At 68.0% G+C, this 25,613-nt stretch carries 23 protein-coding genes; 14 read left to right on the top strand and 9 right to left on the bottom strand.

Annotated elements, in window-relative coordinates; all coding sequences use genetic code 11:
- The first annotated feature begins 71 nt into the window (after positions 1–71).
- The 3 genes from KA383_01260 to KA383_01250 all read left to right on the top strand — a co-directional run bounded on the left by KA383_01260 (position 72) and on the right by KA383_01250 (position 4,400).
- Positions 72–1,391, top strand: coding sequence for an MFS transporter (locus KA383_01260; protein ID MBP7744730.1), 1,320 nt, complete (start codon positions 72–74; stop codon positions 1,389–1,391).
- Between the two features lie 66 nt (positions 1,392–1,457).
- Positions 1,458–3,665, top strand: coding sequence for a tetratricopeptide repeat protein (locus tag KA383_01255; protein ID MBP7744729.1), 2,208 nt, complete (start codon positions 1,458–1,460; stop codon positions 3,663–3,665).
- 234 nt (positions 3,666–3,899) lie between these two features.
- Positions 3,900–4,400 carry a hypothetical protein gene (locus KA383_01250; GenBank protein ID MBP7744728.1) on the top strand — a complete coding sequence of 167 codons (501 nt, stop codon included), beginning with the start codon at positions 3,900–3,902 and terminating at the stop codon, positions 4,398–4,400.
- A gap of 119 nt (positions 4,401–4,519) precedes the next feature.
- On the opposite strand, the gene KA383_01245 is transcribed toward KA383_01250, so the two are convergent.
- The 3 genes from KA383_01245 to KA383_01235 all read right to left on the bottom strand — a co-directional run bounded on the left by KA383_01245 (position 4,520) and on the right by KA383_01235 (position 6,520).
- Positions 4,520–4,942, bottom strand: a complete 423-nt coding sequence (locus tag KA383_01245; GenBank protein ID MBP7744727.1) for a hypothetical protein — start codon at positions 4,940–4,942, stop codon at positions 4,520–4,522.
- Positions 4,943–5,209: 267 nt separating this feature from the next.
- Positions 5,210–6,010 carry a bifunctional hydroxymethylpyrimidine kinase/phosphomethylpyrimidine kinase gene (thiD, locus tag KA383_01240; protein MBP7744726.1) on the bottom strand — a complete coding sequence of 267 codons (801 nt, stop codon included), beginning with the start codon at positions 6,008–6,010 and terminating at the stop codon, positions 5,210–5,212.
- Between the two features lie 36 nt (positions 6,011–6,046).
- On the bottom strand, positions 6,047–6,520 hold the full coding sequence (locus KA383_01235; protein MBP7744725.1) for a YbhB/YbcL family Raf kinase inhibitor-like protein: 474 nt from the start codon (positions 6,518–6,520) through the stop codon (positions 6,047–6,049).
- A gap of 233 nt (positions 6,521–6,753) precedes the next feature.
- Here KA383_01235 and KA383_01230 point away from each other — a divergent pair, with 233 nt between their 5' ends.
- Both KA383_01230 and KA383_01225 read left to right on the top strand, forming a co-directional pair.
- Entirely contained in the window at positions 6,754–7,752 is a 999-nt protein-coding gene (locus tag KA383_01230; protein MBP7744724.1) for a zinc-dependent alcohol dehydrogenase family protein, read from the top strand.
- A gap of 161 nt (positions 7,753–7,913) precedes the next feature.
- Positions 7,914–9,053, top strand: a complete 1,140-nt coding sequence (locus tag KA383_01225) for a hypothetical protein (protein ID MBP7744723.1) — start codon at positions 7,914–7,916, stop codon at positions 9,051–9,053.
- Positions 9,054–9,055: 2 nt separating this feature from the next.
- On the opposite strand, the gene KA383_01220 is transcribed toward KA383_01225, so the two are convergent.
- A complete protein-coding gene (locus tag KA383_01220; GenBank protein MBP7744722.1) occupies positions 9,056–9,235 on the bottom strand; it encodes an Rdx family protein in 180 nt (59 codons plus the stop codon).
- Between the two features lie 199 nt (positions 9,236–9,434).
- Between KA383_01220 and KA383_01215 the strand changes: the two genes are divergently transcribed.
- Positions 9,435–10,766 (top strand): redoxin domain-containing protein, encoded by a 1,332-nt coding sequence (locus KA383_01215; GenBank protein ID MBP7744721.1) that lies wholly within the window; start codon positions 9,435–9,437, stop codon positions 10,764–10,766.
- A 9-nt stretch (positions 10,767–10,775) separates the two neighbouring features.
- Here the strand turns inward: KA383_01215 and mutY are convergent, their stop codons facing one another.
- Together mutY and murD are read right to left on the bottom strand one after the other, a co-directional pair.
- A complete protein-coding gene (gene mutY, locus KA383_01210) occupies positions 10,776–11,837 on the bottom strand; it encodes an A/G-specific adenine glycosylase (GenBank protein MBP7744720.1) in 1,062 nt (353 codons plus the stop codon).
- 20 nt (positions 11,838–11,857) lie between these two features.
- Positions 11,858–13,267, bottom strand: coding sequence for a UDP-N-acetylmuramoyl-L-alanine--D-glutamate ligase (gene murD / locus KA383_01205; GenBank protein ID MBP7744719.1), 1,410 nt, complete (start codon positions 13,265–13,267; stop codon positions 11,858–11,860).
- A gap of 27 nt (positions 13,268–13,294) precedes the next feature.
- Between murD and KA383_01200 the strand changes: the two genes are divergently transcribed.
- The 3 genes from KA383_01200 to argS all read left to right on the top strand — a co-directional run bounded on the left by KA383_01200 (position 13,295) and on the right by argS (position 16,504).
- Positions 13,295–13,774: a GNAT family N-acetyltransferase gene (locus KA383_01200; GenBank protein MBP7744718.1), complete on the top strand. Its 480-nt coding sequence runs from the start codon at positions 13,295–13,297 to the stop codon at positions 13,772–13,774.
- A 56-nt stretch (positions 13,775–13,830) separates the two neighbouring features.
- Complete coding sequence (locus KA383_01195) at positions 13,831–14,517, top strand: hypothetical protein (GenBank protein MBP7744717.1); 687 nt, start codon at positions 13,831–13,833, stop codon at positions 14,515–14,517.
- A gap of 67 nt (positions 14,518–14,584) precedes the next feature.
- Positions 14,585–16,504, top strand: coding sequence for an arginine--tRNA ligase (argS, locus tag KA383_01190; GenBank protein MBP7744716.1), 1,920 nt, complete (start codon positions 14,585–14,587; stop codon positions 16,502–16,504).
- A 30-nt stretch (positions 16,505–16,534) separates the two neighbouring features.
- On the opposite strand, the gene KA383_01185 is transcribed toward argS, so the two are convergent.
- Positions 16,535–17,992 (bottom strand): fucose isomerase, encoded by a 1,458-nt coding sequence (locus tag KA383_01185; protein ID MBP7744715.1) that lies wholly within the window; start codon positions 17,990–17,992, stop codon positions 16,535–16,537.
- Between the two features lie 211 nt (positions 17,993–18,203).
- Here KA383_01185 and KA383_01180 point away from each other — a divergent pair, with 211 nt between their 5' ends.
- The 5 genes from KA383_01180 to KA383_01160 all read left to right on the top strand — a co-directional run bounded on the left by KA383_01180 (position 18,204) and on the right by KA383_01160 (position 23,382).
- Entirely contained in the window at positions 18,204–19,010 is an 807-nt protein-coding gene (locus KA383_01180; GenBank protein ID MBP7744714.1) for a hypothetical protein, read from the top strand.
- Between the two features lie 45 nt (positions 19,011–19,055).
- Positions 19,056–19,364, top strand: a complete 309-nt coding sequence (locus tag KA383_01175; protein MBP7744713.1) for a hypothetical protein — start codon at positions 19,056–19,058, stop codon at positions 19,362–19,364.
- Positions 19,361–20,158, top strand: a complete 798-nt coding sequence (locus tag KA383_01170; GenBank protein MBP7744712.1) for a 4-hydroxy-tetrahydrodipicolinate reductase — start codon at positions 19,361–19,363, stop codon at positions 20,156–20,158. The genes KA383_01175 and KA383_01170 overlap by 4 nt, the downstream gene beginning before the upstream one ends.
- A 328-nt stretch (positions 20,159–20,486) precedes the next feature.
- Complete coding sequence (locus tag KA383_01165; GenBank protein MBP7744711.1) at positions 20,487–20,864, top strand: PilZ domain-containing protein; 378 nt, start codon at positions 20,487–20,489, stop codon at positions 20,862–20,864.
- A 343-nt stretch (positions 20,865–21,207) separates the two neighbouring features.
- Positions 21,208–23,382, top strand: coding sequence for a hypothetical protein (locus KA383_01160; protein ID MBP7744710.1), 2,175 nt, complete (start codon positions 21,208–21,210; stop codon positions 23,380–23,382).
- Between the two features lie 142 nt (positions 23,383–23,524).
- On the opposite strand, the gene KA383_01155 is transcribed toward KA383_01160, so the two are convergent.
- Entirely contained in the window at positions 23,525–24,247 is a 723-nt protein-coding gene (locus tag KA383_01155) for a hypothetical protein (GenBank protein MBP7744709.1), read from the bottom strand.
- A gap of 656 nt (positions 24,248–24,903) precedes the next feature.
- The gene (locus tag KA383_01150) at positions 24,904–25,452 is read right to left on the bottom strand and encodes a lipocalin family protein (protein ID MBP7744708.1); all 549 of its coding nucleotides are present in this window, start codon (positions 25,450–25,452) and stop codon (positions 24,904–24,906) included.
- Between the last annotated feature and the right edge of the window lie 161 nt (positions 25,453–25,613).

Below are 25,613 nucleotides of genomic sequence, written 5' to 3'. Positions count from 1 at the left end.
GTACCGCCGGCGACCGGCGGGGTATGCTCGCAGAGCTGTCGATGGCGTCGATTCCGAATTGCTCGCGGCGAATGCACCTGGCGCAGCTCTGGCGCGCGCTGCGCTCGCGCAACTACCGCCTGTTCTTTGGCGGCCAGGGGATCTCGCTGATCGGCACATGGATGCAGCGGATTGCGCTGAGCTGGCTGGTCTACCGCCTGACCGGTTCGGCGATGATGCTTGGGGCGGTCGGATTCGCGAGCCAGGTCCCGACGTTCCTGCTCGCGCCGCTGGCGGGCGTGTTGTCCGACCGCTGGAACCTGCGAAAAGTGCTGGTCGTGACGCAGGTGCTCGCGATGGTCCAGGCGCTGGCCCTGGCGGTCCTGACGCTCACCGACACGGTAGCCGTCTGGCACGTCTTCGCGCTGGGCATTGCCCTGGGGGCGATCAACGGCTTCGATGTCCCGGCGCGGCAGACCTTCGTCGTGCAGATGGTGCCAAAAGTGGAAGACGTGCCGAATGCGATAGCCCTGAACTCGTTGCTGGTGAATTCCGCCCGGCTGATCGGGCCGTCGCTGGCCGGCATTCTCATCGGCCTGGTCGGCGAGGGCGTGTGCTTCCTCGCGAACGGGCTGAGCTACGTGGCCGTCGTGGCGGCGCTGCTGGCGATGCAGTTGCCCGCCCGCCGCGCGCGTCCGCCGCAGACGCATGTGTTGCGCGACCTGACGCAGGGATTCCGTTATGCGTTCGGTTTCGCGCCGATCCGCGGCGTGCTGCTGCTGCTGGCCTTGGTCAGCCTGGTCGGCATGACCTACGTCGTGCTGATGCCGATCTTCGCGACCGATGTCCTGCACGGCGGGCCCCACACGCTGGGGTTCTTGATGGCCGCGGCCGGCGGTGGGGCCGTTGCCGGCGCGTTCTATCTCGCCGGGCGGCAGAGCGTGGTCGGGCTCGGTGACACGATCACGCGCGCCACGCTGCTGCTCGGGGCGGGGCTGGCGGTGCTGTCGTGGGCGCGGCTGGAATGGTTGGCGCTCGGGCTGATGGTGGTGATCGGGTTTGCGGCGATGCTGCAACTGGCGGCCAGCAACACGGTGTTGCAGACGATCGTCGAGGACCACATGCGCGGGCGCGTGATGAGCTTCTACACGATGGCCTTCATGGGCATGGCGCCGCTGAGCAGTCTGCTGGCCGGCGCGCTGGCGAACTGGGTCGGCACCACCCCTGCGCTGCTGCTTAGCGGCATCGTCTGCATGGTTGGGGCGGCCGTCTCTGCCCTGCAACTGCCGGCGCTGCGCGCGCTGGCCTGGCCGGTCTATGTGCGCAAAGGCCTGATCGCCGACGTCGCGGGTGCCGCGCCCGCCGACGCGCATGGCGCGACGTTGATTGCTGCTCCGCCGGCGGACCGCTAGACTGCGACCGCGCGCCGCCACGGGTCTGCGTGCCCCGCGGCGCTTGCCAGTCAGCGAGAACCGCCGATGCGTGCGCACGACAGCCAGCGCCTCTCGCCCAGCCCGGCGGACAGTGCCGCGCCACCGACATCCTGGGCCGCCCGGCGTTTCGGGCTGATCCTGACTGTCGTTTGCGTGCTGGCACTCGTCGCGCGGGGGATCATGCTCACCGACTACATGCTGCATAACCCGATGGCCGGCGCGCCGCTCAACGACGCAGCGGTCTACTGGGACTGGGCGGCCCGCGTAGCCAACGGACACTGGCTGCAGACGCAACCCTTCTTCTCCGCGCCACTTTATCCATACCTGCTGGGAGTGTTGCGCGCGGTCGGCGGCACACTGGTCGCCGCGTATATTCTGCAAATCCTCGCCGACATCGGCACCGCCTGCCTGCTGGCGTGCATTGGCCGTCGCCGGTTCAGCAGCGGCGCGGGCTTGCTCGCGGCCGCGTTTTTCCTTTTGCTGCAAGACCCGGCGTCGCTGTCGCTGCGGCTGCTTGCGAGCTCGCTGCAACTCGCACTGGTCACGATCGCGTGGGCGTTGCTGCTGGCGGTACAGACGAAGCCCACCTGGCAACGCCATGTCGCCGCGGGCGCGGCCCTGGGACTGCTGTGTCTCGCGTACGCGCCAGCCACGTTGCTGGTGCCGCTCGCGGGCGTCTGGTTGATCTGGCAGAGTCCGCAGCGCCTGGCCGGGCTGCGGCGCGCGGCGCTGGCCGTAGTAACGTGCGTGGCTGTCATCGCCCCTGCGACACTGCACAACTGGTGGGTCAGCCGCGACCTCTTCTGGGTGCAGGCGGTGGGCGGGATCACGCTGCGGCTGGGCAATCACCCCGGTGCCGATGGGACGTACGCACCGCTGCCGGGCATCAGCACGCGCCGCGACGAGATGCACGCCGATGCCGCCCGCGTGTACCGCGAGGCGACCGGCCGTGACCCGACCTGGGCTGCGGTGGACCGCTACTTCCGTGAGCAGACACTGGAGTACTGGCGCTCGGATCCGTGGCATGCGGTGGGCTTGGCGGCGCGCAAGGCGTACTACTTCCTTGCCGGTCGCAACTACGGCGACATCTACCAGCCGAACTCCGAGATCACCTACGGGCTGTCGCCCTGGCTGCGATTGGCGCCGGTGCACGTGCCCTGGATCATGGGCGCGGCGCTGGTCGGCCTGCTGCTCATGTTGCGCCGACCGATGCACTACGGCCCGGAGTGGCTGCTGTTCATCGTGCCGTTCATCGTGACGGCGGCCTTCTGGTATTCGCCGCGCTTCCGGATTCCCGCCGTGCCGGTCATCGTGGTCGCGGCGGCGTGGGCGCTGGTGCAGGCGGCGGACTGGCGGCGGCGGCCGTACCTGACGTTGGCAGTCGCGGTCCTGCTCGTGCTCGGCTTCGCGTCGGGTCCGATTCACCAGCGGATCGGTTTCGACCTGCAGGATCCGTCGAGCGCGTTCTTCAACGCGGGCGGCGCGCTGCAGCAACAGGGACAGAACGAGCAGGCCATCGAGATGTGGCGGCTGGGCCTGAAAGCCAAGCCGCACGACGGGGCCGCGCACGTCACGCTCGGCGATTTCCTGATGAGCCTGGAACGGCTGGACGAAGCCCGCGTGGAGTTCGAAGCTGCGGAGGCGCTGCTGCCCGACGATGCCACGTTGCCCGGCCGCATCGGCAAGCTCCTGCTCCAGCAGCGGCAACCGGCGGAAGCTGAACGCCGGCTGAGCCGCGCACTGCAGCGCCACCCCGCGGAGCCCGTGCTACTGGGCCTGCTCGCCGACGCGAAGCAGGGCCTTGGGCAGACAGCGGAAGCGCTGGAGTTGTTTAAGAAGGCGCTGTGGCTCGCGCCGGACGACGCGCGGCTGCGGATGGCGTACGCCGATCTGCTCGGGCAGATGCAGCGCTGGGCGGAGGCGCGGGAAGAGTTCCTGCGGGTGGCGCAGGCGTTGCCATCGGAGCCGGAGGTCCATCACCGGCTGGGCGTGATCCAGGCGCAACTGGGTGATCTGTCGGCGGCGAGTGTGAGCTTGGAGCGCGCGGTAGCGCTGCGACCGCAAAGCCCCGAGCTGCTGTACGACCTCGGTGTCTTGTATGTGAAGCAGGCGCGGCTCGACGAGGCCGAGGAGACTTTCCGGAAGGCACTGGCGATCGATCCGGCGTCCGATCCGAATCGGCGGGGGCTGCTCAAGGTGCAACAACTGCGGGCCACGCCGCCCGCCGACACGCAGCCGACCTCGGCGCCATAGCGGCAGGCCGCCGGTCAGCGCGACGGCGGTCAGAGCCCGAAGCGGCAGTGCCGGGCCCGCGCAGCGCGAGTAGTGTGGCACGGCCGCGTTGTCGCGGCTCGGTGGCGGGACCAGGCAAAATCATCTGAGCCATGTTGAACCACACAGCCGGGGTCTCGTATGAGGGTTTGGTCGGGCGGCGATGCCTGGCACATCCTAAGCCGACGATGGCTGGCGAACACCAGGGGCACGACCATGAAGCATGTGTACGTGGCGCTTGCGGGCATCACTGTATTTCTGGGGGTCGGCTGTTCGGAGGTGCCCGACGTCCAGCGCGTGATGCTGCGCTGCCAGGCCCGTGAGGAGAAATGCTTCGGCTTCTACTCGTTCGCAGCCGGCGAGTTGAAGCCGCCGCTGGCAGATCCCGGCCCAGTCGACCTTGTGTATTATTTTGACGGCAACGACTGCTCCCGAGGTGCGCTCATCGGTCATGATGATCGTCCGGGTTATCTCTTTCCGGTCGGTCACAAGTCCTGGAGTGAGCTGATGACGCTCAAGCCTCCCGCGGAAGATCGCGAATCCGTGGGCGGAATCTTGCCGCTCACCAAGGACAAAGAGGGATTGGCGTTTTGGGTCAAGTCCAAGAACGGACAGTACACGCTGGCCAGAATCAAGACCGTGTACCCGGCGTCACACGCGGATCTGGTCGCGGGCCAGACTGCAACTCTGGAGTTGGAGTGGCGTCGGCCCCGATGACTGGAACCGGCGAACCGGGGGGATGGCAGCCGGTCTTGGCTGAAGCCGGGTGCTGGGGGCCGCGATCGCGAATCGCGCGGAACGCCAGCGACGTGATTGTGCGCTACTTGCGTTGGACGTCAGTCAATCCATCGGTATGTGAGCATGGCCACTGTCGTGATCCCGCAGCAGCCAACGAGGCTTAGCGTCGCCATGACTGCCGCGGCGATTACTGGTGCACGCGACCCGTGCGCTGGCGTCCAGATTCGCAATAAGGCGACGGAGGTGAGAATAACGGCAATCTGCACCGCCAGCCCGGCCAGGCCTAGCAAAGGAAACGCCCGGCGGTCGATCGTGCCAAGAAACGGCGTCCAGTTGAGGGTGACGCCGACCAGCGCCCCGACAAAGCATGCCCAGCCCGGTCCAGCACGCGGCGCGACAGTCGAGTACGTCGCAACGTCCGAGAGGTCGAAGGACCGCCCGCACTCCGGGCAGCGCGGCTCAGGTAGGCCATCGAGGATGTAGCCGCAGCCGAGGCAGCGCTTGCTTTTGGGGGTTGGCATGCGGGCCATTCCATGCGCAAAGCCCGCTGAAGCCCGGCTGATGCGCCTGAAGAATAAAGGGAGAGAGTCGCGGGTGCCACTGACCCCACCGACTGAAGTCGGTGGCAAACACTGGCCGGCTAAAGCCCGGCCGGGCGTCGAGAGAGTGGAGCGTAAAAAGTGGAGATTAGAAGGGAGATGGGTGTGGTCCGGTGCCGCGCTGCGAATCCGGCACATGGTGCCCTGCATGCAACTTTGGCGTATGGCCTATGGCTCAAGGCTCATGGCTCAGGCCTTCTGGCTTCCGTCCGCTCCCTCCGCAAGCATATTCGTCGGCCCGCGGCCGCCGCCGAGCTTTGGGCTGGTGCGGATCGCGTGCGTCACGAACGCCTTCGCCGCCTGCACCGCGCTCGGCAGGTCCTCCCCGCGCGCCAGCCGGGCGGTGATCGCCGCCGAGAATACGCAGCCCGTGCCGTGCGTGTGCGATGTGTCGATGCGCGGCGCCGCGAAGCGGTGGATGTCACCCTCTGCGTATAAGACGTCCACTGTCACCCCTTCCAGTCGCCCGCCCTTGACCAGCACGTTCGGGACACCGCAGAGGGCGATCGCCGCTGCGGCCCGCTCCATTGCCGGCAGGTCGGCGACTTCCATCTCCGCCAGGGCGGCGGCCTCGGGCATGTTCGGCGTCACGAGCAGCGCGTGCGGGAGCAGCTTGCGGCGGAGGACGGCGGCGGCCTCGGGCTCCATCAGCGGCGCGCCGTGCTTGCTGATCATCACGGGATCAACGACGAGCGGAAAGCCGAAGTCCGCGGCGCGGGCGCCGATGGCTTCGATCAGCGCGGCGCTGCCGAGCGCGCCGGTCTTGGCGGCCACGGGCGGAATGTCGCTGAGGACAGCGTCGAGCTGCGCCAGCACGAAGCGCGGTTCGAGCGTCTGCACTTCGCTGACGCCGCGCGTGTTCTGCACGGTCAGCAGCGTGACGACGCTTTCGCCGTACACGCCGTGCTGATGAAACGTCTTGAGATCGGCCTGCAGGCCGGCGCCACCGGAAGGGTCGGAGCCGGCGATCGTGAGGGCAACGGAAATCATGCGGGGTACTTTAGGGCCTCGACCGGCGGTTGACGACTAGCGCGAGTACGTGCCGATCAGCTCGCCCTCGGCCACGATGTGGCCGCGCATGGCGTCGAGCAGTTGCTTCTTCGTCAGGCCGGGCGAAAGCGACAACGCCTGGTCGAGCGCGTAGAGCTTGAAATGGTAGTGGTGCGTGCCGTGGCCGGGCGGCGGCAGCGGCCCGCGATACCCGACCGTGTTCCACGAGTTCTTACCCTGAATCGCGCCCGCCGGGTCGTCGAGCTGCTCGTCGCGCGGAATGCCCGCGCGCAGACTGGTCACGGTGGGCGGAATCTTGGCGAGCACCCAGTGGATCCATGGCTCCGGCGTCGGCGCATCGGGGTCATCCATGATCAGCGCGAGTTCGGCGGTGTTCTGGGGCACGCCGGTCCAGGTGAGCGCGGGCGACACATCCGGTCCTTCGCCGGTGTATTGCTTGGGAATGCGTTGTCCGGCGTCGAAGGCGGTACTGGCGATGATGAGTTTCATGGTGGCGGCTCCCGTTTGTTCGCGGTCGCTGGTGGGCGCGCCCGTGGGCGTCGCCGGCGACCGGATGCATGCGCTCCACGTGCCGGCCACGACCAGCACGCTGAGCATCTGCGGGCCAACGCCGCGTAGGTCGTGCGAGTGCCTGGGCATGACTCCGTTCTCCGTGTGATCGGCCACGGCGCATGGTATTCTATGCGCGCGGGGCACGGCAATCCGTTTGCGCGGAGCACGTCATGCTGGCGATGGTGCTAAACGAAATCAGTCCGATTGAGACATCGCCGCTGCGGGCGGACGAGCGACCGGTGCCGGCGCCGGGAGCCGGCGAAGTCCGGCTGCGCGTGCGTTGTTGTGCGATTTGCCGGACGGACCTGCACGTGATCGAGGGCGATCTGCCGCGGCACACGCTGCCGATCGTGCCCGGGCACCAGGTGGTGGGCGTGGTGGACGCGCTCGGTCCCGGCTGCGCGCGGTGGCGGGTGGGCCAGCGGATCGGCGTGGCGTGGCTGCGCGGCACGTGCGGATGTTGCCGCTTCTGCCGCGCGGGGCGCGAAAACCTGTGTCAGCAGTCGGCGTTTACGGGCTATCACGCGGACGGCGGATACGCGGAGTACGCCGTAGTGCCGGAGGACTTCGCGTACGAAATTCCGGCGGCGTTTGCGGACGTTGACGCGGCGCCGCTGCTGTGTGCCGGGATCATCGGGTACCGCGCACTGGAGCGCAGCCAGGTGCCGCCCGGTGGGACACTGGCGCTCTACGGGTTTGGCTCCTCGGCACACGTCGTGCTGCAGATCGCGCGGCGGCGGGGCTGCGATGTGTACGTAGTGAGTCGGGCGGCGGGGCACGTGGAGCTGGCGCGAGCGCTCGGGGCGAAATGGGCCGGGCTCGATGCGACCCAGATGCCCGTGCGGGTTGATAGTGCGATCATCTTCGCCCCGGCCGGCGCGCTGGTGCTGCCCGCGCTCGAGCACCTGGAGAAGGGCGGTACGCTGGCGCTGGCTGGCATTCACATGTCGGCGATCCCCGAATTGGATTACGAAAAGCACCTCTTTTATGAGCGGAATGTACATTCGGTCACCGCGAACACGCGGGCGGACGGCCGCGCGCTGCTGGCCGAAGCGGCCGAGATCCCCATTCGCCCGCACGTGACGCGGTATGACCTCCACGACGCAAACCGCGCGTTGCAGGACCTGAAGGCCGATCGGATCAACGGCACCGGCGTGCTGGTGATGTGACGCGGGCGCTGTGCCGGATGTTTCACCCGGTGAAACACAAAACGACTTTTTTCTGCGAATGCCGCCTGGTATGATGGCGGTGCGGATCCGTTCTTGTTCCGCTGCCAGGGGTTGTAGCGCGTGAAACACGAATCAGCGGCCAGTGATGCGGGAGGAGCGTCATGGCGGATGTGGGCGTCGATCGAATCGTCGTGCGGTGCGCGTGCGGCGCGAAACTGAAAGTCGCGGCGCAGGCCGCGGGACGCACAGGCCAATGCCCGAAGTGCCATCAGAAGTTCACCGTGCCGCACGCCGCGGCGGCGCCGGCCCGCGCGCCCACGGCGTCACCCGCCACGGATGAGAGCGCGGGCTGGCTGGACGATCTGGCCGCGAAGGAGCACGCGGCCGCCGCGACCGGGCCGGCGGCGGGGCTGCCGGCGGGGGGCGGCATGCCGCGCCCGTGTCCACATTGCGGCGCGACGCTGGTCGGCGGGGCCGTGCTGTGTACATCGTGCGGGTACAACGCCCAGACGGGGCGCATCATGAAAGCGGCCGCGCTGGGCCCGGGCGCCGCCGCGGTGGCAAGCAAGGCAGCCCAATGGGCGGGGACGTTCGTGCTTGGCTGCGTGCTGAGCCTGGTGGGGGCCGCGATCGGGGCGGCGCTGTGGTGCTTCATCGCGTACAAGACGGGCTACGAAGTGGGCTACGTTGCGTGGGGCATCGGGCTGATCACCGGGTTTGGCATGGCGCTGGGCTCGCGCATGAGTGGTGTGCTGCCGGGCGTGGTCGCGGCGACGGTGGCGCTGCTCGCGATCATCGTCGCCAAGATACTGCTCGCGGTGGTCGTGTTGGCTGCCATTCTCACGGGGGACACCAGCAACACTGAACTGAAGAAGGCGTATGTGATGCGCCACGTTGCAGCGGAGGTGCTGACGGAGCAGGGCGTTGACCCCGAGCAGGCCACCGATGCGCAGTGGGAGCGCGCCGGGCGGACAGCCGAGCGGCGGGTGGAGGCCATGAAGAAAGCCGAGCTGGAGCGCGCGATCGAGCGCTACCGGGCCGACGATGAAGCCGCCGCGCAGGTGGCCGCCGGGGACCAGGGACCGGCAGCCGAGCAGCCGACACCGGACCGCGCGGACGTCGAACTCGCCGCCGGTGAGGATATTGCCGCCGACGACGGCCCGGCGGAGGCCGTGGGGGAGATGTTCTGGGCGCTCTTCGGCTTCATGGATGTCGTTTTCATCCTGTTGGCCTTGAGTACCGCGTACAAGGTTGGCTCGAGCGGACTGGCGTTCGCGCACGGCAGCAATGCGGACGAATAGACTCAGGTGCCGAGGGCCGCGAGCACTTCGGCGTCGTCCGGGAAACGTCCAGTTTCATGCTTGCTGAAAACGAGGCGGCCATCGACCTTCACGTCAAAGATTCCGCCGGATCCCGCGATCAACTGCGGCTCGATGCCAAGGGCTTGCTGGATGGCGGCCGCCAGACCGGCGGCGCGGGGCAGGTAGTTTCACTGCGAGCAGTAGGTGATGCTGATTTTCATCGTGCGACTCCGGTAAGCGACACCGTTGGTTTTCGATCATAGGAGCGAGGGGCGGCCCGGGCAACGCGCCGGCGGGCGCGGTTGGCAGCGCGGGCGGGGGCCGCTAGACTGTTACGGGAGGGTCATGGTACCGCTTGGGCTGGGACCAAGGAGTGCGGCGATGCGACGTCCATGGCGTGCATTCGGATTAATGCTGGTGTTGCTGGTGAGCAGCGCGGCGCTGGCACAGGGGCGGCGCGGTGAGCAGCGCCGCGAGCAGGACAAGGAAGAAGAGAAGGCCCCCGAGGGTCCGGTCACCGTTGCGCTCGGCGAGCGCGCGCCGGAGCTGAGCGCGGACGGGTGGACCAACATCGAGGGCACGCCCCGGCTGGACCGCTTCCGCGACCGGATTGTCGTGCTGTTCTTTTTCCGCACGGACGATTCATCCGCGGACTCGATCGCCAAGGTCAACGAAATCCACAAGAAGTTCCAGCCGCTGGGCGTGGTGGTGGTTGGCATGACGCCGCAGAAGAAGGAGGCGGCCGAGGACGTCGTGAAGGGCAAGGAGATCAAGTTCGTGGTCGGGTACGGCGTGGATACGGAGGACCGGTACGAGGTGTCCTCGTTCCCCAAGGTGTACCTGCTCGACACGGCCGGGCGGCTGGCCACCCGCTTCCACCCGGACGACGACCTGGAGGGGCACATTCGAGCGCAGATGCGCAAGACGCCCCCCGCCGGCGCCGACAACACCAGCCTGAAGAAACGGCTGGAGCGGGCGCGCGCGGCGCTGAAGGAGAAGCAGTATGGCCGCGCCTATACGCTGGCGCAGGGGGTGAACAAGCTGGCCGAGGGCAACGCCGCGAAGGACGCCGGCGAGCTGATGAAGAAGATCGAGGAGGCCGCGCGGCAATGGCTCGAGGAAGCGAGGGCCGCGGCCCGGGCGGATAAGTTCGACGAGGCCTGCAAGATTCTGGCGGACCTGAGTGTGCGCATGGCCGGGACCGAGCTGGGCTCCCAGGCGGATGAGGAGCGCGGGCGGCTGATGGGCGACGGCAAAGTCAAGCCGAAAGTGCTCGCCGCGATGGAAAACGCCAAGGGCGAAATGGTGAACGACCAGGCCGCCGAGCATGAGAACGCGAAGCGCTACCTAGAGGCCCTGCGCCTGTACCGTTCGGTGACCGAGGAGTACCCGGACACGGAGGCCGCGCGGGCGGCCAGCACGGCCCTCGAGCGTCTGGATGGCGACGCGGAAGTGCAGCAGACCATCCAGAAAGTCAGCAGCGAACAGGAAGCAGACCGCTGGCTGGACATCGCCGACCGGTTTGCGAAGGTCGAGCTGTACGGCAAGGCGCGGGAGTTCTACCAGCGCATCGTGGATGCACACGGCGATGCCCCCGCCGCGCGACTCGCCAAGGAGCGGCTGGAAAAACTGCCTGAAGAGAAGCCGGACGAGGTGCCGCCGCCGGCCGAGGACGCTGGGGAAGACGAGGCGGCGGCCGGCGACAAAGGGTAGCCCGCGACCTCAATCCAGCGCGGCCCGCAGCAGCTTGCGATCAAGCGTGGTCAGCACGTAAGCGTCCAGTTCGGCGGGGGGTACCCAGCGCCGATCGAGATTGCCGCGCGGATGCACCACGCCGCGCGGCCATTCGCACGCGTGGACGTGCACGCGCAGCCGGCGGTGTGTGAATTGATGCCCGACGGTCGCGCGCTGTGCACCGACGATGAGCCCAGGATGCAACAGCGCCCGCAACCGTCGTACCGGCGATTGTCCAACCCGCAGCTCCGCCGTCGGCAACGTCCACATGCCACCCAACAACCCCGGCGGACGTCGCACCAGCAGGATCTGGCCACGCCGACGCAGGACACCCGCGACCGCCTCGACCTCCGGCACACGCCGGCGGTTTCGCCGGACGGGAAGATGCTCCGGCTGACCGGCGGACAGGCCCGCGCACCAGCGCTGCACCGGGCAGTCTGGACACCGTGGCCGGCGCGGTGTGCAGACGCGCGCCCCGAGCTCCATCAGTGCTTGGTTGAAATCGCCGGGGGCCTGTCGGGGTAGAAGCCACTCCGCCCGCTCCCAGATCGCGTCCTGGCCGGCTTGCGTGTTCAGTGGTGCCGTGTAGTTGCACAGGCGCGCGAGCACGCGCCGCACGTTGCCGTCGATGGCAGGGACCGGTTCGCCGTACGCGATGCTCGCGACTGCGCCCGCGGTGTAGCGTCCGATGCCGGGCAATCGCTGCCACTCGGCGGCGGTGCGTGGGAACGCGCCGCCGTGTTCGGCCACGATGATCCGTGCGGCGCGATGCAGGCTGCGGGCGCGCGTGTAGTAGCCCAGGCCGGCCCAGAGTCGCAGGACACGCTCGAGCGGCGCGGCGGCCAGCGCGGCGACCGTCGGCAAGGCAGCCATGAAGCGCTCGTAATACGGCTCGACGGTCTCGACGCGCGTCTGTTGTAGCAGGATTTCGGAGAGCCAGATGCAGTAGGGGGCGCGCGTGCGGCGCCAGGGCAGGTCGCGGGCCGTCCGGCGATACCACGCGAGCAGCGCTCGACGGACCGCGGCCCGCGCTGACGTGGTGATGCCCATCGCGGTCGCCGACTGCGCGCTCATCTGGCGAGACCGCCCGCCCCCCTGGCGAGCTCGGCAAACTGCGTCCCACGCGCCCGGTAGTCGACGAACTGGTCCCACGATGCGCAGGCGGGCGACAGCAGCACGGCGTCGCCGGCCTGGGCGCGCTGGCGGCAGGCCGCGACCGCCGCGGTCAGATCGGCGCAGAGCTCGGCCTGTCCGCCGGCGGCGCGGATCGCGGCGACCAGCCCGGGGCCGGTCTTGCCGATGCACGCGGCAAACTTCGCGCGCCGGGCGGCCTCGCGCGCGACCGGCGTAAGATCGCTGCCCTTGTCGTAGCCGCCGAGGATCACGAGCAATGGTGCTTCAATCGCACGCAGCGCGGTGAGCGCAGCCTCCGGCGTCGTGGACTTCGAATCGTCGTAGTACGTGACCCGGTCGCGCTCGGCCACCTTTTGCAGCCGGTGCGGCAGGGCCTCGAACGTCGCCAGCGCCGCGACAGCCACTTCGTCCGGCACACCAAGTGCGTGCGCAACGGTCAACGCCGCCGCGGCGTTCTCGCGGTTGTGCCGCCCCGGCACGCCAAGCTGCAGTCCGTCCCAGCGGAGCCGACGGTCATCGCAATCGGCAGCAGGGGTAGATTGCTGTACGGCCGTCGGCACGTCGCCGTCGAGCCCGTAGCGCCACAGCCCGGACAAGTCGCCATGAAGCTCGTCAAATGTCTTACACAGGTCCGGCGTGTTCTGAATGACGACGAAGTCGCGTCGCGGGTCTTGGAAGCGCACAAGGTTGAGCTTCGCCGCCACGTACGCCGCGAAGCTGCCGTGCCAATCCAGGTGGTTCGGCGTGATGTTCGTGATGACGGCCACGTGCGGGCTCCAGCGCACCAGCGGCGTGCGCTCAAGCTGGAAGCTGGACAATTCCAGCACGACCAGATCATCGGCGTTGATCTGCCCCAGCCCGTCGAGCAGTGACTTCCCGATGTTCCCACCAACCCACACCCTACCCTGCGTGCCTCCGTGCCTGCGTGCCTGCGTGCCTTCCGTGAGCACATGCCCGATCATCGCGGTCACGGTGCTCTTGCCCACGCTCCCGGTGATGCCGACGCAGCGGGCCGGGCAGCGTTCGACGAAGAGGTTGATCTCCGTCGTGATCGGCACGCCGGCGTCGCGGGCGGCGTGTAGAAACTCGGACGACTCGGGCACGGCGGGGTTTACGACGACGAGGTCGGTGGCCTTGAAATCCTGCACATCGTGCGCGCCGAGGTGCAGCGTGAGGTCCAGGCCGGCGAGCTGCGCCAGGGCGGGCCGGAGCTTCTCCGCTGGCGACTTGTCAGTGAGCGTGATCCGGGCGCCATTGGCCGCCAGCCAGCGGGTCACGCCGACACCGCCGCCGAACCCGCCGAGCCCCATGACGGTCACACGTTTGTTCTGCCAATTCTGGATCATGTCGAAGTTCGCAGCTACTCTACTTATATGAGCACGATCATTGTACGCCGGGCACAGCTCGCCGATGCCGACACCATCGCGGCCTTTAACCGCGCGCTCGCGGAGGAGACCGAGGGCCGGCGTCTCGATCCGGCCATCGTGGCCAGCGGCGTCCGTCGCCTGCTGGCCGACCCGGCGCTGGGAGTGTACTACCTCGCCGAGCGCGACGGGAGTGTCGTGGGGCAACTTCTGATCACGACGGAATACAGCGACTGGCGCGATGGCGTGTTCTGGTGGATTCAGAGCGTCTACGTGCACCCGGCGGCCCGGCGGAGACAGATATACCGGGCGCTGCACGAGCACGTCGAGCGGGCGGCGCGGGCGGCGGGGCACGTCTGCGGGCTGCGGCTGTACGTCGTCCGGCACAACCTGGCGGCGCAGCAGGTGTACCAGAGCCTGGGGATGCGGCAGACCGACTACTGCGTGTACGAGAACGATTGGACCCGGGCCGGGGAGCAGCCCCGCTGAGTCGCTTCGACGGGGAGGCGCTCCAACGGGCACGCGAGATTCACAGGTGTGAGTGCATGTCCGACACGCCGAGCCTGGACCGCGACCTGTACTGCCTGACGTGCGGCTACAACCTGCGTGGACTGACCGGCGATCCGGTGCGCTGTCCGGAATGCGGCAATCTGAACCCGATCGGCGACGTCGAGATTCCCGCCCCGATCATCGCGACCCAGCTTCGCCGGATGGAGACGAGCCCGGCGGCGTGCCTGGCCGCGTTGATCGTCGGCGTGCCGTTGCACGTCGTGTTCTGGTCGCTCGTATGGGCGGGGACGGCGACACATTTCGAGCTCAATGGCATCGTGTGCGAGGCGTTGCCGACGCTCTTGGCGACAGCCGTCTGGTACGAGTGCTGTCGCCGGTTTCGCGATTCGTGCCTGCGCAAGCCGGGCTGGGGCACGGCGCTGCTGATGTACCACGTCTACGGCCTCGCGGTGCTGGTGAGCACGATCGGTGGCGTCCCGTTACTTGTGGTGCAACTGATCCGGTTGGGAGATCGGTATATCTCGGCCTTCCCCGGGTCCGAGCTGGTCTGGCTCCTGGTCGCGCTCATGTTGGGCGGACCGGCGGTCTATTTCTGGGTGCGCTGGCTGTATCGCCTGGCCACTGCGCGACTCATCCCGTTGCAGCGAGAAGTCGCGGTGACCATCGCTCGGGATCGCGTGCGGCGCGACCTGCTCCGCGAGCGTCGTGGGCTGTTCCGTTGACCGGGCGACTGGCTGACACAGCATAGCCGGCTTCACTCGCCACCCTTGACCCGCTACGCTTAGCCCCATGAAACACGACAGCCTTCAGAATCTACTCACCGCGCGGTTCGCCGCTGCCATTGCGCAGGTCGCCGGCACGTCGCCGGAAACCACCGATGCGGGCGTGCGGCCGGCGGGCGATCCGAAGTTCGGCGATTATCAATGCAATGCGGCGATGGCGCTCGCGCGGACGCTCAGGAGCAAACCGCGCGACGTGGCGCAGCGGATCGTGGACGCGGTCACGCCACAGCTCGCCGACATCGCGGAGCCACTGGAAATCGCGGGCCCCGGGTTCATCAACATCCGCTTGCGGGATGCGTTTCTCGCGGAGTACCTGGGCGAAATCCCGCCGCCGGCCGACTCCGACCGCGTCGGCCTGGCGCCGGTCGAGCGCCCCCAGCGTGTCGTCGTCGAGTATTCGCAGCCGAACATCGCCAAGCAGATGCACGTCGGGCACCTCCGCAGCACGATCATCGGCGACGTGTTCGCCCGCGTGCTCGCGTTCGAAGGGCACGAGGTCATCCGGCAGAACCACATCGGCGACTGGGGCACGCAGTTCGGCATGCTCATTCGCTGGTACCGCGAGCATGCGCTGCCGACGCCGCAGACGCACACAGACGTGCTGGAGGCGATCGAGGCGGACTACAAGGCCGCGAACGAGCGGTTTCAGCGCGACGAGGCGTTTGCCGCGGAAGCCCGGCGGGCGGTCGGCGAATTGCAGTCCGGCGATGCGCAGGCCCGGCACGTGTGGGAGCAGATTCGCGACGTGTCGCTGGACGCGGTGCACGGCATCTACGGCCGGCTCGGCGTGCTGCTGCGGACCGCAGATGTCTGCGGCGAGAGCTTTTACAACGAGCGCCTTGCGCCGCTGGTGGGTGAGTTGCGCGCGCGATTCCCCGACAACCCCCCTGTGGTCCCCCCTGGGAGGGGGGACGGCAATGCATCGCGTGCGGTGGTGCGCGAGGATGCCGGCGCCGTCGTCGTGTATCTCTACGATGCGCAGGGCGCGCCTCTGTTCAAAAACGCGGACGGTGACGCCCTCGGCATGATCATTCAGAAATCGGACGGCGCGTTTCTCTACGCGACGACCGATCTGGCGGCGATCCGCTTCCGGCTGACCGAGATGCGGTTCCCGTCGGGCGTTGGGGCGCAGCGGGTGATCTACGTCACCGATGATCGCCAGAAGCTGCATTTCCAGCAGTTCCTGGCGTGTGCGCGGGCCGCGGGCTGGATCACGGACCAGGAGGTCGATCACGTCACGTTCGGGTCCGTGCTGGGCGAGGACCGCAAGCCGCTGAAGACAAGGACCGGCGGGACGATCAAGCTGAGCGAGCTGCTCGATGAGGCAGAGGGGCGGGCGCGCGCACTGCTGGATGAAAGGGACCAAGGGAGCGAGGGATCGAGGGATCGAGGGGAGGAGCCGCCGGCGGCGCCGTTCACCGAGGATGAGAAACGGGAGATCGCGCGGCGCATCGGCATTGCGTCGGTCAAATACGCCGATCTGCGCAATGATCGCAATTCGCCGTACGTGTTCAGTTGGGACAAGATGATCTCGTTCCAGGGCAACACGGCACCGTACATGCTGTATGCGTACGCGCGGATTCGGTCGATCTACCGCAAGGCGGCCGAGCGGCTGGGGGCGGCGGATGTCTATGCGGCCGGCGTGCGGCTGATCGTGTCACACGCCGCCGAACGCGCCCTGGCCCTGCGCCTGGCGCGGCTGCGCGAGGCGATCGACAACGTAGCGAGCGAGCTGACGCCACACACGCTGTGCACTTACTTGTACGACCTGGCGGCGGATTTCATGCGGTTTTACGAATCGTGCCCGGTGCTGGCGGCGGAAGACGAAAGCACGCGACTGAGCCGGATGCGGCTCTGCGATATCACGGCGCGCACGCTGAAGCTCGGCCTCGCCCTGCTGGGCATCGAGGTCATCGAGCGGATGTGATCCCGACCGAAACGCTTCCTGACGCCAGTTTCAGGAGAGGACGATCGGCTCGATACCCAGGAACTCGCACGCGGCGACCAGGGCGGCGACGTGGTCGCCCATGACCGCGTGAATGTGATTGCTGCTGTAATTGTCCCGCAGACGCGCCAGCGGCATGTCAAACCGCGCGAACGCGTGCGGCCATTCGTAGGTGGTCTGCTTCGCGAGCCGCTCCTCCTTGGCACGCGGCACCTTCACGAAGGACCCGGTGAAGATGTGCATCACGAACCGCCCGTTGCGACGGACGATCCGGCCGAACGTCACTCGCGGCGCCGGCGCCGCGTAGAACTGCACGCTGCCACCGCCGCCGCGGAAGTAGAACTCCGACGCCGGGCGAATGTGCACCTCGTTCCAGTTGCGGCGGAAATCCGCGGAGCGCTTCGCGAACCACGGGGCGTGCTGGCCGCTGTTGACCAGGTCGTAGAGGTCCTCGCGCGCGTGGTAGTGGCGCAGGTCGGCGAACAGCGCCGGCGTGCCAGTCAGATGGTGCATGAGCTGCATGGTCAGCGCGCCATTGCTGTCGCACTCGGTGGCGCAGATCAGCGGGTGCTTCTTGCTCTCTTCCCAGTCGGCGGTGTCGTTGAGCAGGGCTTCCTGCAGGTCGGCGATGCACAGATCGGGCCACTCGGTCAGGTCGAGCTGGCCGGTGAGTCCGCAGAAGTCGATGCCTTCCTGCTTGCAGAAATCCTTCATGGCCAGGTACATGCGAACCTGCCGGGCGAGCGTGCCGTCGAGGCCGGGCGTGAGTTTCTTCTTGTCCCAGTGAATCTCGCCGCAGTATTTGTCGAGCCAGGCCAGGCCCGCCTCGACGCGCTCGGGCGCGATCCGCTGTGCCATCTGCCACAGATGAAGCTGGCCGCGGTGATAGACATGCACGCCGAGCTGCTGCATCCACTGCGACGGATCGACATGACCCGTGTACATGCCCATCGACGGCCCGTCGAACTGGCCGTACCGCTGGCCGTTGAGCAGGGCCGCAGCGCGCTCGCCGCGGGCACGCTGGTCGGGGTCATGCAGGGTCAGAAACCGTTCCACTTCTTTCTGCACGTCGGGCCTGCGGATGTCGCCGAGGACGCGGCCGAACGGGCGATCGATCTCGTCGAGCGTGCCGGCGGAAGCAAAAAACGCGACCCAGCCCGGGTGCGAGGGCAGGATGTTGCCGATCATCAGGATCGGCACCTCGGGGATCAGGTTTGCGACCTGGGCGGTCAGGTCCGGGAAGGACCAGACGCAGAAGTTGAACACGACCACATCGGGATAGGTCAGGGCGATGCGGCGGGCCTCGCTGCGGGCGGTGGCGTAGTTCCAGACGATCTTCTTGGCCGCGACGACGTCATGCCGGCGGCGGAAGTGGGTGACCAGCCGCTCCTGAAACGTACGGCAATCGCGCTCGGTGGCCTTTGCGACGCGCGCCCGGCCGTCGGTGAACGTGACAATCCCGATTTTCATGGCCTGCTCCGTGTTCCGCTGGTGTCCGTGTAACGTGCCCGCAGTCCGGGCGCCGGCCGTATCGTTGCCCGTCGGCGGCCGATTCGCAAGCGGGGGGCGGCCACTCCACCGGGCACAGCCATTGTGCCCCGGACGTGGTATCCTACAATCGTGATTACATCAGCGCGTGCCGGCGGACCCGGCCGGCGTGCGACGGAAACGGAGATCTGTCGTGGCGACACGCAAGAATCGGCCCGTGCTGTTTGAGGTGTTCTCGCGCTCACAGCGGGCACGCGGGCGCGGTGTGACGCAGCGGCCCGCGGCCACGCCGGCGGAGGCTGCGCCGGGGCGCGCTGCGGCGCCGCCGCGCAACGAGCCGTCTGGAGGGACTGCGCCCCGGTCCGAGCGCGCGCGGACGGAACGGGGCCGGCTGGTGCTGACGCTCGGCTGGCCACACCTGGCGGTCGTGCTGGTGGGGGCGGTGGTCGTGCTGGCGGCGGTATTTCAGGCTGGCCGGCGCAGCGCCCGGCCCGCCGCCGAGGGTCAGGCGGCGCTGGACGAGATCATGGGGGCGTCCGCGACGGTTCCGACGCCCCCGGTCGAACCGGCGCGCACAGCCATGGCGGCGCCGACGCCAGGGCAGGGGCGCGCCAGCGGGCCAGTCGCGACGCCGAGCGGACCGTCGGTGGAGGAAAACGCCACGAAGGCACCGCCGCCGGTCCGGCCCGCGCCCACCCCGAAGCCGACCGAGGCGCAGGAGGATTACGCGTTTACCGCCGGCGCGTACTATGTCGTCGTGCAGCATTTTCGCACGCGGGACCGGGAGCTGGCCCTGGCGGCACAGCAGTTCCTCATGTCGAAGCGCGTGGCGTGCGTGGTGCGCAAGGGCGGCGGCGACCTGGAGCTCGTCGCGACCGAGGCCTTCACGTCGGAGCGCGCCGCCCAGGAACTCGTCCGGCGGGTCGTGGAGTTTGGGAAGGAGTACCGCGCCGGCGGTGGCGGATACGATTTCGCGCAGGCCAAGGCGCGCAAATTCTAGACGTGCGGGCACGTCGCAGTCGCTGCAGCACAGGTGTGCAGACGCATGTCACGCCTCGAGAAACTCCGGCAACTCGCCGCAGCGCAGCCGGATGATCCGCTGACGCACTACGGGGTGGGTCTCGAGTGCATGGGGTTGGAACTGTGGATGGACGCGCTGGCGGCCTTCGATCGGACGCTGGTGATCGACGCCCAGTATTCGGCGGCCTACCTGCAGAAGGCACGCACGCTCTTGAAGCTCGGCCGGCGGGACGAGGCGGCGGCGGTGCTGCAGGCCGGCGTGGCGGTGGCGGCCGCGCGGGGTGAGACGCACGCCGTCAGCAAGATGCAGGAACTGTTGGAGACGCTCGGATGAGCGCGCTGCGCGTGGTGGTCATCGGTTGCACCGGGCGGATGGGCGCCGCCCTGTTGCGCGCGATCGCGAGTGACCCGGGTCTCCAGCTCGTCGGCGCGGTGTCCGTGCCCACGGACCCGCGCATCGGTCAGGACGCCGGGCTGGCGGTGGGAGTGGAGCCGCTGCACGTTTCCATCGGCACACAAGTGCCATTGCCATGCGACGTTGTCCTCGAGTTCACGGCGCCGCTGGGCTGCGCGGCCTGGGCGGACTGGTGCGCGGAGCACGGCGTACCGCTGGTCAGCGGCACGACGGGGTTGAACGACGCGCAGCAGGCGCGGTTGCAAGCTGCCGGCCGGCGGATTCCGCTGGTGTGGGCCCCGAACATGAGTGTGGGGGTGAATGTCCTGCTGGCGATCGTCCGCGACCTCGCGCGCCGTCTCGATGCGAGCTGGGATATCGAGATCGTGGAGGCGCATCATCGGCGCAAGATCGACGCGCCCAGCGGCACGGCCCGGGCGCTGCTGGAGGCGCTGTCCGCCGGCCGCGGGCAGCGCTCCGCGGATGTGGCGGTCTATGGCCGTGCGGGGGATTGCGGTCCGCGGCCGCCGGGGCAGATCGGCGTGCACGCGCTCCGCATGGGCGCGCTCGTGGGTGAGCATGAGGTGCATTTCACGAGTGACGCCGAGGCGCTGACCATCCGGCATCGCGCGTTTGCGCGGGACACGTTCGCGGCCGGCGCGCTGCGCGCGGCGCGCTGGGTGCAGGGCCGCGCGCCGGGCTTGTACGACATGCAGGCGGTCCTGTTTTCCTGAGGTCATCTCTGGGCGGGGGGCACTTATGGGCCACGTGAGCTTCGGACGTGGCATGTGCACGTCCCGTAAGCCGGCTTACATCCGCAAATAGCGCGGCGGGGCGCCGCCCCGCGCGCGTCGTTTTCGGATTGGCTGATAAGCCCGGCACGCGACCGGCGGCACCGGGCACAAGTGAGCGCGACCGCGCCGTCAGCCGAATGGCACAGCACAGGGTGCGGGCAACTGCAGCCCGCTCGCGGTAACGGACTTATGGGGCCGGCCGCTGCGCACGGCGTCAGACGTGCCAGGGCCGGCCTTCTCGGAATGCTGGGGAAAGCCGGAGAGCCAGATGCTGACGCGCTACTGGGAACGTCGCCGCTTCATCCGTGTACCGGTGTGCGGCCCAGCCCGCTTCTGCTCCGGCTCGCAAGCGGGACACTGCGAGCTGCGCGACATCTCGCCGGGTGGCGTGGGGTTGCGCATGCCCGTGCGCAAGGCGACCCGGCTCGGGCCGCGCATTACCGTCGAGGTCGAGCTGGCCCCCGGCGAGCACTGGTACGTGGCGCGGGACGCGCGCGTGGTGCGGCAGACACCCGATGACGACGGCATGTGCCTGATCGGCGTCGAGTTCGCCTGCGAGCGCACGACAGCGCCGGATCTCGACACAGACACCCCGCCTCTGTCGGCGACGGGGCACGCCGCCCTGCGGTCAGCAGCGCCAAACTGATTCAACCCCCGGCCACCAACGACAAATCTTCAATTTCGCGTCAAATCGGACTATTATGATCTCTATTGGGAGTGGTGCGGGCAACCGCGCCGTGCTCCCGGTCAACCGCGCAGCGTGGATCGGGCCGACGGTGCGCGGGGCAGAGGCTTTCCGGTTCGCGTGGCGCTGCCACTCCGGATCGCCCCCCCATTGCGGCATCGGCTGGCGTCGAGCTGGCCGGAGTGCCCGCCACTTTCCGTGAGGGTCGCAGCGCCAACGGGCCGGCGGCTGCGAAAGCGCCCCACGCGGCCGCCGGCCCGGAGGCTGGCCGCCGGTTACCTGTGCCCACTCAGGAGGACACGTCATGTTGATCTGCACGCAGCGCACTCGGCTTGTCACCATCATCGCCTGGCTTCCACTCGCGCTGTCTGCCGGCGCGCAGGAGTACTGGGACCTGGCCGGCCCGCCGCCGGCGTTCAACGCCAACACGAACGTCGGCTATGACACGGTCCCGTACTGCACCATGCCGCCCGCATCATGTGCGCTGCAGGATACGCGCAACGTGGTCTGGCCCGGGTTCTGGGGCAACGATTTCGGCGGCTACCTCTATACGAATTGCCGACTGCTCAACTGCGCGCACGACGGCGAGGGGCTCGTCTGGGCGCTGCTGGACGGCGTGGGGGCCCAGACCGCGCAGCTCAACTGGATGCTCATGGGCGGCGGCGAGATGCACTGCGAGTGCCCGCCCGGCTCCGGCGGCCCACACAACTTTGTGAACGGGACGGCCAACGTCGCCACCACCGTCGATCTGAAGATCAACACGATCCCGGCGGGGCAGACCGTCACCGTCACCGCGGACTGGTGGGGCATGCTGCTGATGGATGCGCAGGGCGCGGGGGACATCGCCTGGGTCGATCAACTCTCGCTCCAGATCAATGGCCAGGAGCTCGTGCCGCCGAGTTGGCAGTCCTTGACCACGAACGGCATCAAGACGCTGGCGTATTACCCGCCCCCCGGCGCCGCGCCGCTGGTCATTACGGCGTTCGATGGCGACATATTCACCATCACGCTCGGCGGCCAGGCGGGCGGATTCGCCGGCTGGCCCGGCGTCGAGGACAACTACGGTTGGTCTGACTGGGCCGAGGCGTCGTTCCAGGGCACGCTGTACCTCAGCATCAACACGCCGCCGCCGAGCACGACCAACCCCGCGCAACAGGCCGGCGCCCAGGCGCTCTTCTCGCTCGACATCGGCTCGGACGCGGAACTCAGTGATAACACCCCCGAAGGCAACGAGGTTTTCGATCCCGGCGACCTGTACCCGGTGCAGGGACCGCCGCTGCCGGCGGGCGGCGCGGACGGCCCGTTCGACGATGCGCTGATCTTCGGTGTCGACTACTGGCCGGCCACCCCGGACACCGTCCCGCCGTCGACGGGCGCGTGGACGTGCGCGGGCGTACCGGCGGCGCAGATTCCGGCGCTGCTGGATGATCGCTTCGACCTCGACGGGACGGATGTGCTCGACGTCGATCTGCGGTTCATCATTCCGCCGCTGGTGCCGGTCGCGGATCCGATTCCGGCGTTTGCATCGGACACCATCCATGACGGCCGGTACCTGCTGTTGTCGTTCAACGATGACTGGAGCGGCCACTACGCGGGCGCGCTGTGTGAAATCCCCGTGGCGCGCTCGTCGCCGGCTGGGAACACGTGGGGCCGCGCCAACCGCCGCGATGAGCTCGTCGGCGTGGTCCTGCTGGGCAGTGGCGGTCCGGGGTCGCCGGTGAGTATGACGGTGAGCTACCCGGTGTACAACGAGGCGGAGCTGCATCCGAGCCTGGCGCCGAATCCCGGCGCGGACGAGGACCGCGATGACGACACGGACGCGCTCGACATTGACCTCTCCGGCAACGGCACGCTCTGGTACTTCTCCGCCGATCACGAGGCCACGGGGCTCCGGGTCGGTTTCGGGCCGCTGGATCCGGGCACGATTTACCTGGCGTCCTCCATCGGCGGCTTCCCGTCCCCGGTGGTGATTCCGGGCGTCCACCTCGGGTTGCCGTCGGGCGTGGACCTCGACGCGTTCGAGTTCGTCTGGCTGCGGCCGTGCGACGTGTGCGGCCCCGCGCTGGCGCTCATCTTCAGCGTCGCCGAGGATGACTACCTCACGATCGGCGTGGACGAGTCCGGCGGGCTCGCGCCGCACAAGCTGTATGGCTCGTTCCTGACCGGCAGCAGCTTTGAGCTGGCGGCCAACCCGCTGCCGGACGACATCGACGCGATCACCGCGCTCCCGCGCCCGTACGTCACGAGCGCGCCGCCGGTCGTGTGCCGCGGCGATCTGAACTGCGACGGGCTGATCGACTTCCGCGACATCAACGTGTTCGTGCTGCGGCTGAGCAGTCCGGCGGCGTACGCGGCGGCGTATCCGAACTGCCCGCCGGACAACGCCGACATCAACGGCAACGGCGTAGTCGGCTTCGACGACATCAACCCGTTCGTGGCCCTGCTCAGCTCCGCGCCGCTGCCGATCGTGTGCCCGTAGACCCGGGAAAAGGGTCCAACCCCTAAGAAGGGTCCAGCAACCTTTACAGAAAGGTTGCTGGACCCTTTTCCCCCGGATAGCGGCTGGAAGTTGATGCCGCACGACCCGACCGGCTGGCCGCCGACACGAGATCCCGCAGCGACTACGCGCCCGTCAGCAGTTGCACAAACGCGTTGATATCGCCGAAGTTGACCACGCCGTCGCCGTTGATGTCGGCGGCGAGGATTTCGCAGTCGGCGTATGTGGCCGCGTAGGCGTCCGGGCTGGCGAGAGCGAGGACAAACGGATTGATGTCACCGAAGTTGACCACGCCATCGCAGTTCAGATCGCCGACCAGCAGTGGCGGGCTGGACAGGGAGTACACCATGTCGTCCAGACAGTAGTGCTGCTGATTCGTGCCTCCGCCGCCGACCAACTGCACCGCCGTGAAGGGCGTGTCGCAGACAAACCCCCAGAATTCTCCGCCATAGTTGTTGGAGATGGCTCCCAGATACAGAGGCGGATCGACCACATAGACCAACAAGCTGTTCCCGGAGCCGCCCGGCCCGCCCAGCGTCCAGTTGCCACCGTACGCGATGATTGCCGGGGTGAAATACCAGGTGGTCATGGGTTCATTCTGGCTCTGGGACGCCAAGACATCCTGGTAGCACTCCTGCGTGGGGTTTATGTGGCCGGACTCGGTGGAAACGAAGCTGACGCCGTCGTTGAGCTGGTCGTCACAAAAGTCCTCCGTCAGGAACTGCCCTGACAAGGCGTTCAACCATTCGGCCTTGTCCGTGTAAACGGTCACTGTCGCAGCGAAGGCCCAGGCTGTCCACGACAGGCACGTCACCAAGGTTGCGCCCCGCAGTGCTGATGTTCGCATCTTATATCTCCATTGGTTCCAGAGGCTCAGCCCACGGGCCGCCTCAGCCCATCAACCGACATTGGCGATTTGACTTGGCCCGGCAGCGTGCCAGACCATCCTGGGGCATTCTATCGCGCCCCGGCTGTCCCCCAAACGGTTTTCTCGGGGTTTATTCCATGACCTGTGCGGCCCGCGGGGTGATATGCGTGCAGGCCAAGTAGAGCCGGGCGGCGCAGTGGACGACCTTCCCCTCCCAGCCGATCAGGAGCCGCCGGAAACGGTTGAACCACGCGTGCGTGCGTTCGGGTACTTTTATTTAGGGACAGCCACCGATAATCTTGTTTATTGAGGGACAGCCACCTATAATCTTGACGGTTTATTGAGGGACAGCCACCTATAATCTTGACGGGATTGTGCAGCGTATTGCGTTGTCTTGCACGCTGCGGGGGCCCGGTCGCTGCCGCGCGGGGTTCTGGGCGGAACAGCGGGGCCGTGTGCCGCACCGGCGGAAGTAGAAATCCGGGAACGGATGGACGCGTCGTCTACGGTCTCGAAGACCCTGGCAACCAGCGCGCACTCCGGGCGAAAGCTACGTGCGTCCGCTGTGCCTACGCCACAGCTCGAGAGCAGTGCCACAAGCTGCGCTCAACCGCACGCCGATCCGCGCGCGGCGCTTACGGCGCCTCGGGCTGATTGACCAGCTCCAGCCGGTCCGCGTCGTACCCCCAGTCAGGCATCTGCGCGACCAGTGCGGCGTAGACCGCCGGGTCCATCTGCGGCGTACGGCTGAGAATCCAGAACGTGCCGCGGCTCGGCTCGCCCACGACGGCGTACTCGTAGTCGTCGCCGAGCGCGAGCACCCAGTACGGCGCGCCAAACGGCGAGGTGGCGAAGAACACGCTCAGCTTGCCCGGCTCCGCTGCGTCCGGCCGCGTCGCCCGGCCCTCGATCCGGCTGGCTTCGGTGCCGTCCGCGTTGCGGCAGATGTTGAGCACGCCGACCGAGCCGTCGTCGCGCGGCGTGTACTCGGCGGTCACGCCCTCGCAGCCGCGTTCGAACCAGTTCGGATAGCGGGCGATCTCGTACCACTTGCCGGCGTAGCGCGCGAGGTCCAGCTCGGGCACGGTCGGCAGGGGCGGGTAGAACCCCGCGAAGTCCAGTGAACATCCCCCGAGCCAGAGTCCGAGACCACAGAGGATCAAGGGGGCCATGGTGCTGCGCATCGCATCATCTCCATCAGCGGACGGGCCGGTGTGCGGTGCCGGTGCCGCCATACCAGTACTGGTCGCCGCCGCTGCGTCCGCGCTGCGACGCCGGGCGTCGGTGCGAGGGATTATTGCGTGATCCGCCGCCATTTCCAGTCGCGCGCTGTACTGACGAAAAA

This window comes from Phycisphaerae bacterium (assembly GCA_017999985.1).
In the GTDB taxonomy this organism is placed as follows: domain Bacteria; phylum Planctomycetota; class Phycisphaerae; order UBA1845; family Fen-1342; genus JAGNKU01.
The sequence above is the reverse complement of the archived record's forward strand: the minus strand, read 5'-3'. Positions and strand labels throughout refer to the sequence as shown.

Coding starts and splice junctions, on each gene's coding strand:
- KA383_01260 (MBP7744730.1), top strand. CDS start 72: ATGCACCTGGCGCAGCTCTGGCGCGCGCTGCGCTCGCGCAACTACCGC.
- KA383_01255 (MBP7744729.1), top strand. CDS start 1,458: ATGCGTGCGCACGACAGCCAGCGCCTCTCGCCCAGCCCGGCGGACAGT.
- KA383_01250 (MBP7744728.1), top strand. CDS start 3,900: ATGAAGCATGTGTACGTGGCGCTTGCGGGCATCACTGTATTTCTGGGG.
- KA383_01245 (MBP7744727.1), bottom strand. CDS start 4,942: ATGCCAACCCCCAAAAGCAAGCGCTGCCTCGGCTGCGGCTACATCCTC.
- thiD (MBP7744726.1), bottom strand. CDS start 6,010: ATGATTTCCGTTGCCCTCACGATCGCCGGCTCCGACCCTTCCGGTGGC.
- KA383_01235 (MBP7744725.1), bottom strand. CDS start 6,520: ATGAAACTCATCATCGCCAGTACCGCCTTCGACGCCGGACAACGCATT.
- KA383_01230 (MBP7744724.1), top strand. CDS start 6,754: ATGCTGGCGATGGTGCTAAACGAAATCAGTCCGATTGAGACATCGCCG.
- KA383_01225 (MBP7744723.1), top strand. CDS start 7,914: ATGGCGGATGTGGGCGTCGATCGAATCGTCGTGCGGTGCGCGTGCGGC.
- KA383_01215 (MBP7744721.1), top strand. CDS start 9,435: ATGCGACGTCCATGGCGTGCATTCGGATTAATGCTGGTGTTGCTGGTG.
- mutY (MBP7744720.1), bottom strand. CDS start 11,837: ATGGGCATCACCACGTCAGCGCGGGCCGCGGTCCGTCGAGCGCTGCTC.
- murD (MBP7744719.1), bottom strand. CDS start 13,267: ATGATCCAGAATTGGCAGAACAAACGTGTGACCGTCATGGGGCTCGGC.
- KA383_01200 (MBP7744718.1), top strand. CDS start 13,295: ATGAGCACGATCATTGTACGCCGGGCACAGCTCGCCGATGCCGACACC.
- KA383_01195 (MBP7744717.1), top strand. CDS start 13,831: ATGTCCGACACGCCGAGCCTGGACCGCGACCTGTACTGCCTGACGTGC.
- argS (MBP7744716.1), top strand. CDS start 14,585: ATGAAACACGACAGCCTTCAGAATCTACTCACCGCGCGGTTCGCCGCT.
- KA383_01185 (MBP7744715.1), bottom strand. CDS start 17,992: ATGAAAATCGGGATTGTCACGTTCACCGACGGCCGGGCGCGCGTCGCA.
- KA383_01175 (MBP7744713.1), top strand. CDS start 19,056: ATGTCACGCCTCGAGAAACTCCGGCAACTCGCCGCAGCGCAGCCGGAT.
- KA383_01170 (MBP7744712.1), top strand. CDS start 19,361: ATGAGCGCGCTGCGCGTGGTGGTCATCGGTTGCACCGGGCGGATGGGC.
- KA383_01165 (MBP7744711.1), top strand. CDS start 20,487: ATGCTGACGCGCTACTGGGAACGTCGCCGCTTCATCCGTGTACCGGTG.
- KA383_01160 (MBP7744710.1), top strand. CDS start 21,208: ATGTTGATCTGCACGCAGCGCACTCGGCTTGTCACCATCATCGCCTGG.
- KA383_01155 (MBP7744709.1), bottom strand. CDS start 24,247: ATGCGAACATCAGCACTGCGGGGCGCAACCTTGGTGACGTGCCTGTCG.
- KA383_01150 (MBP7744708.1), bottom strand. CDS start 25,452: ATGCGCAGCACCATGGCCCCCTTGATCCTCTGTGGTCTCGGACTCTGG.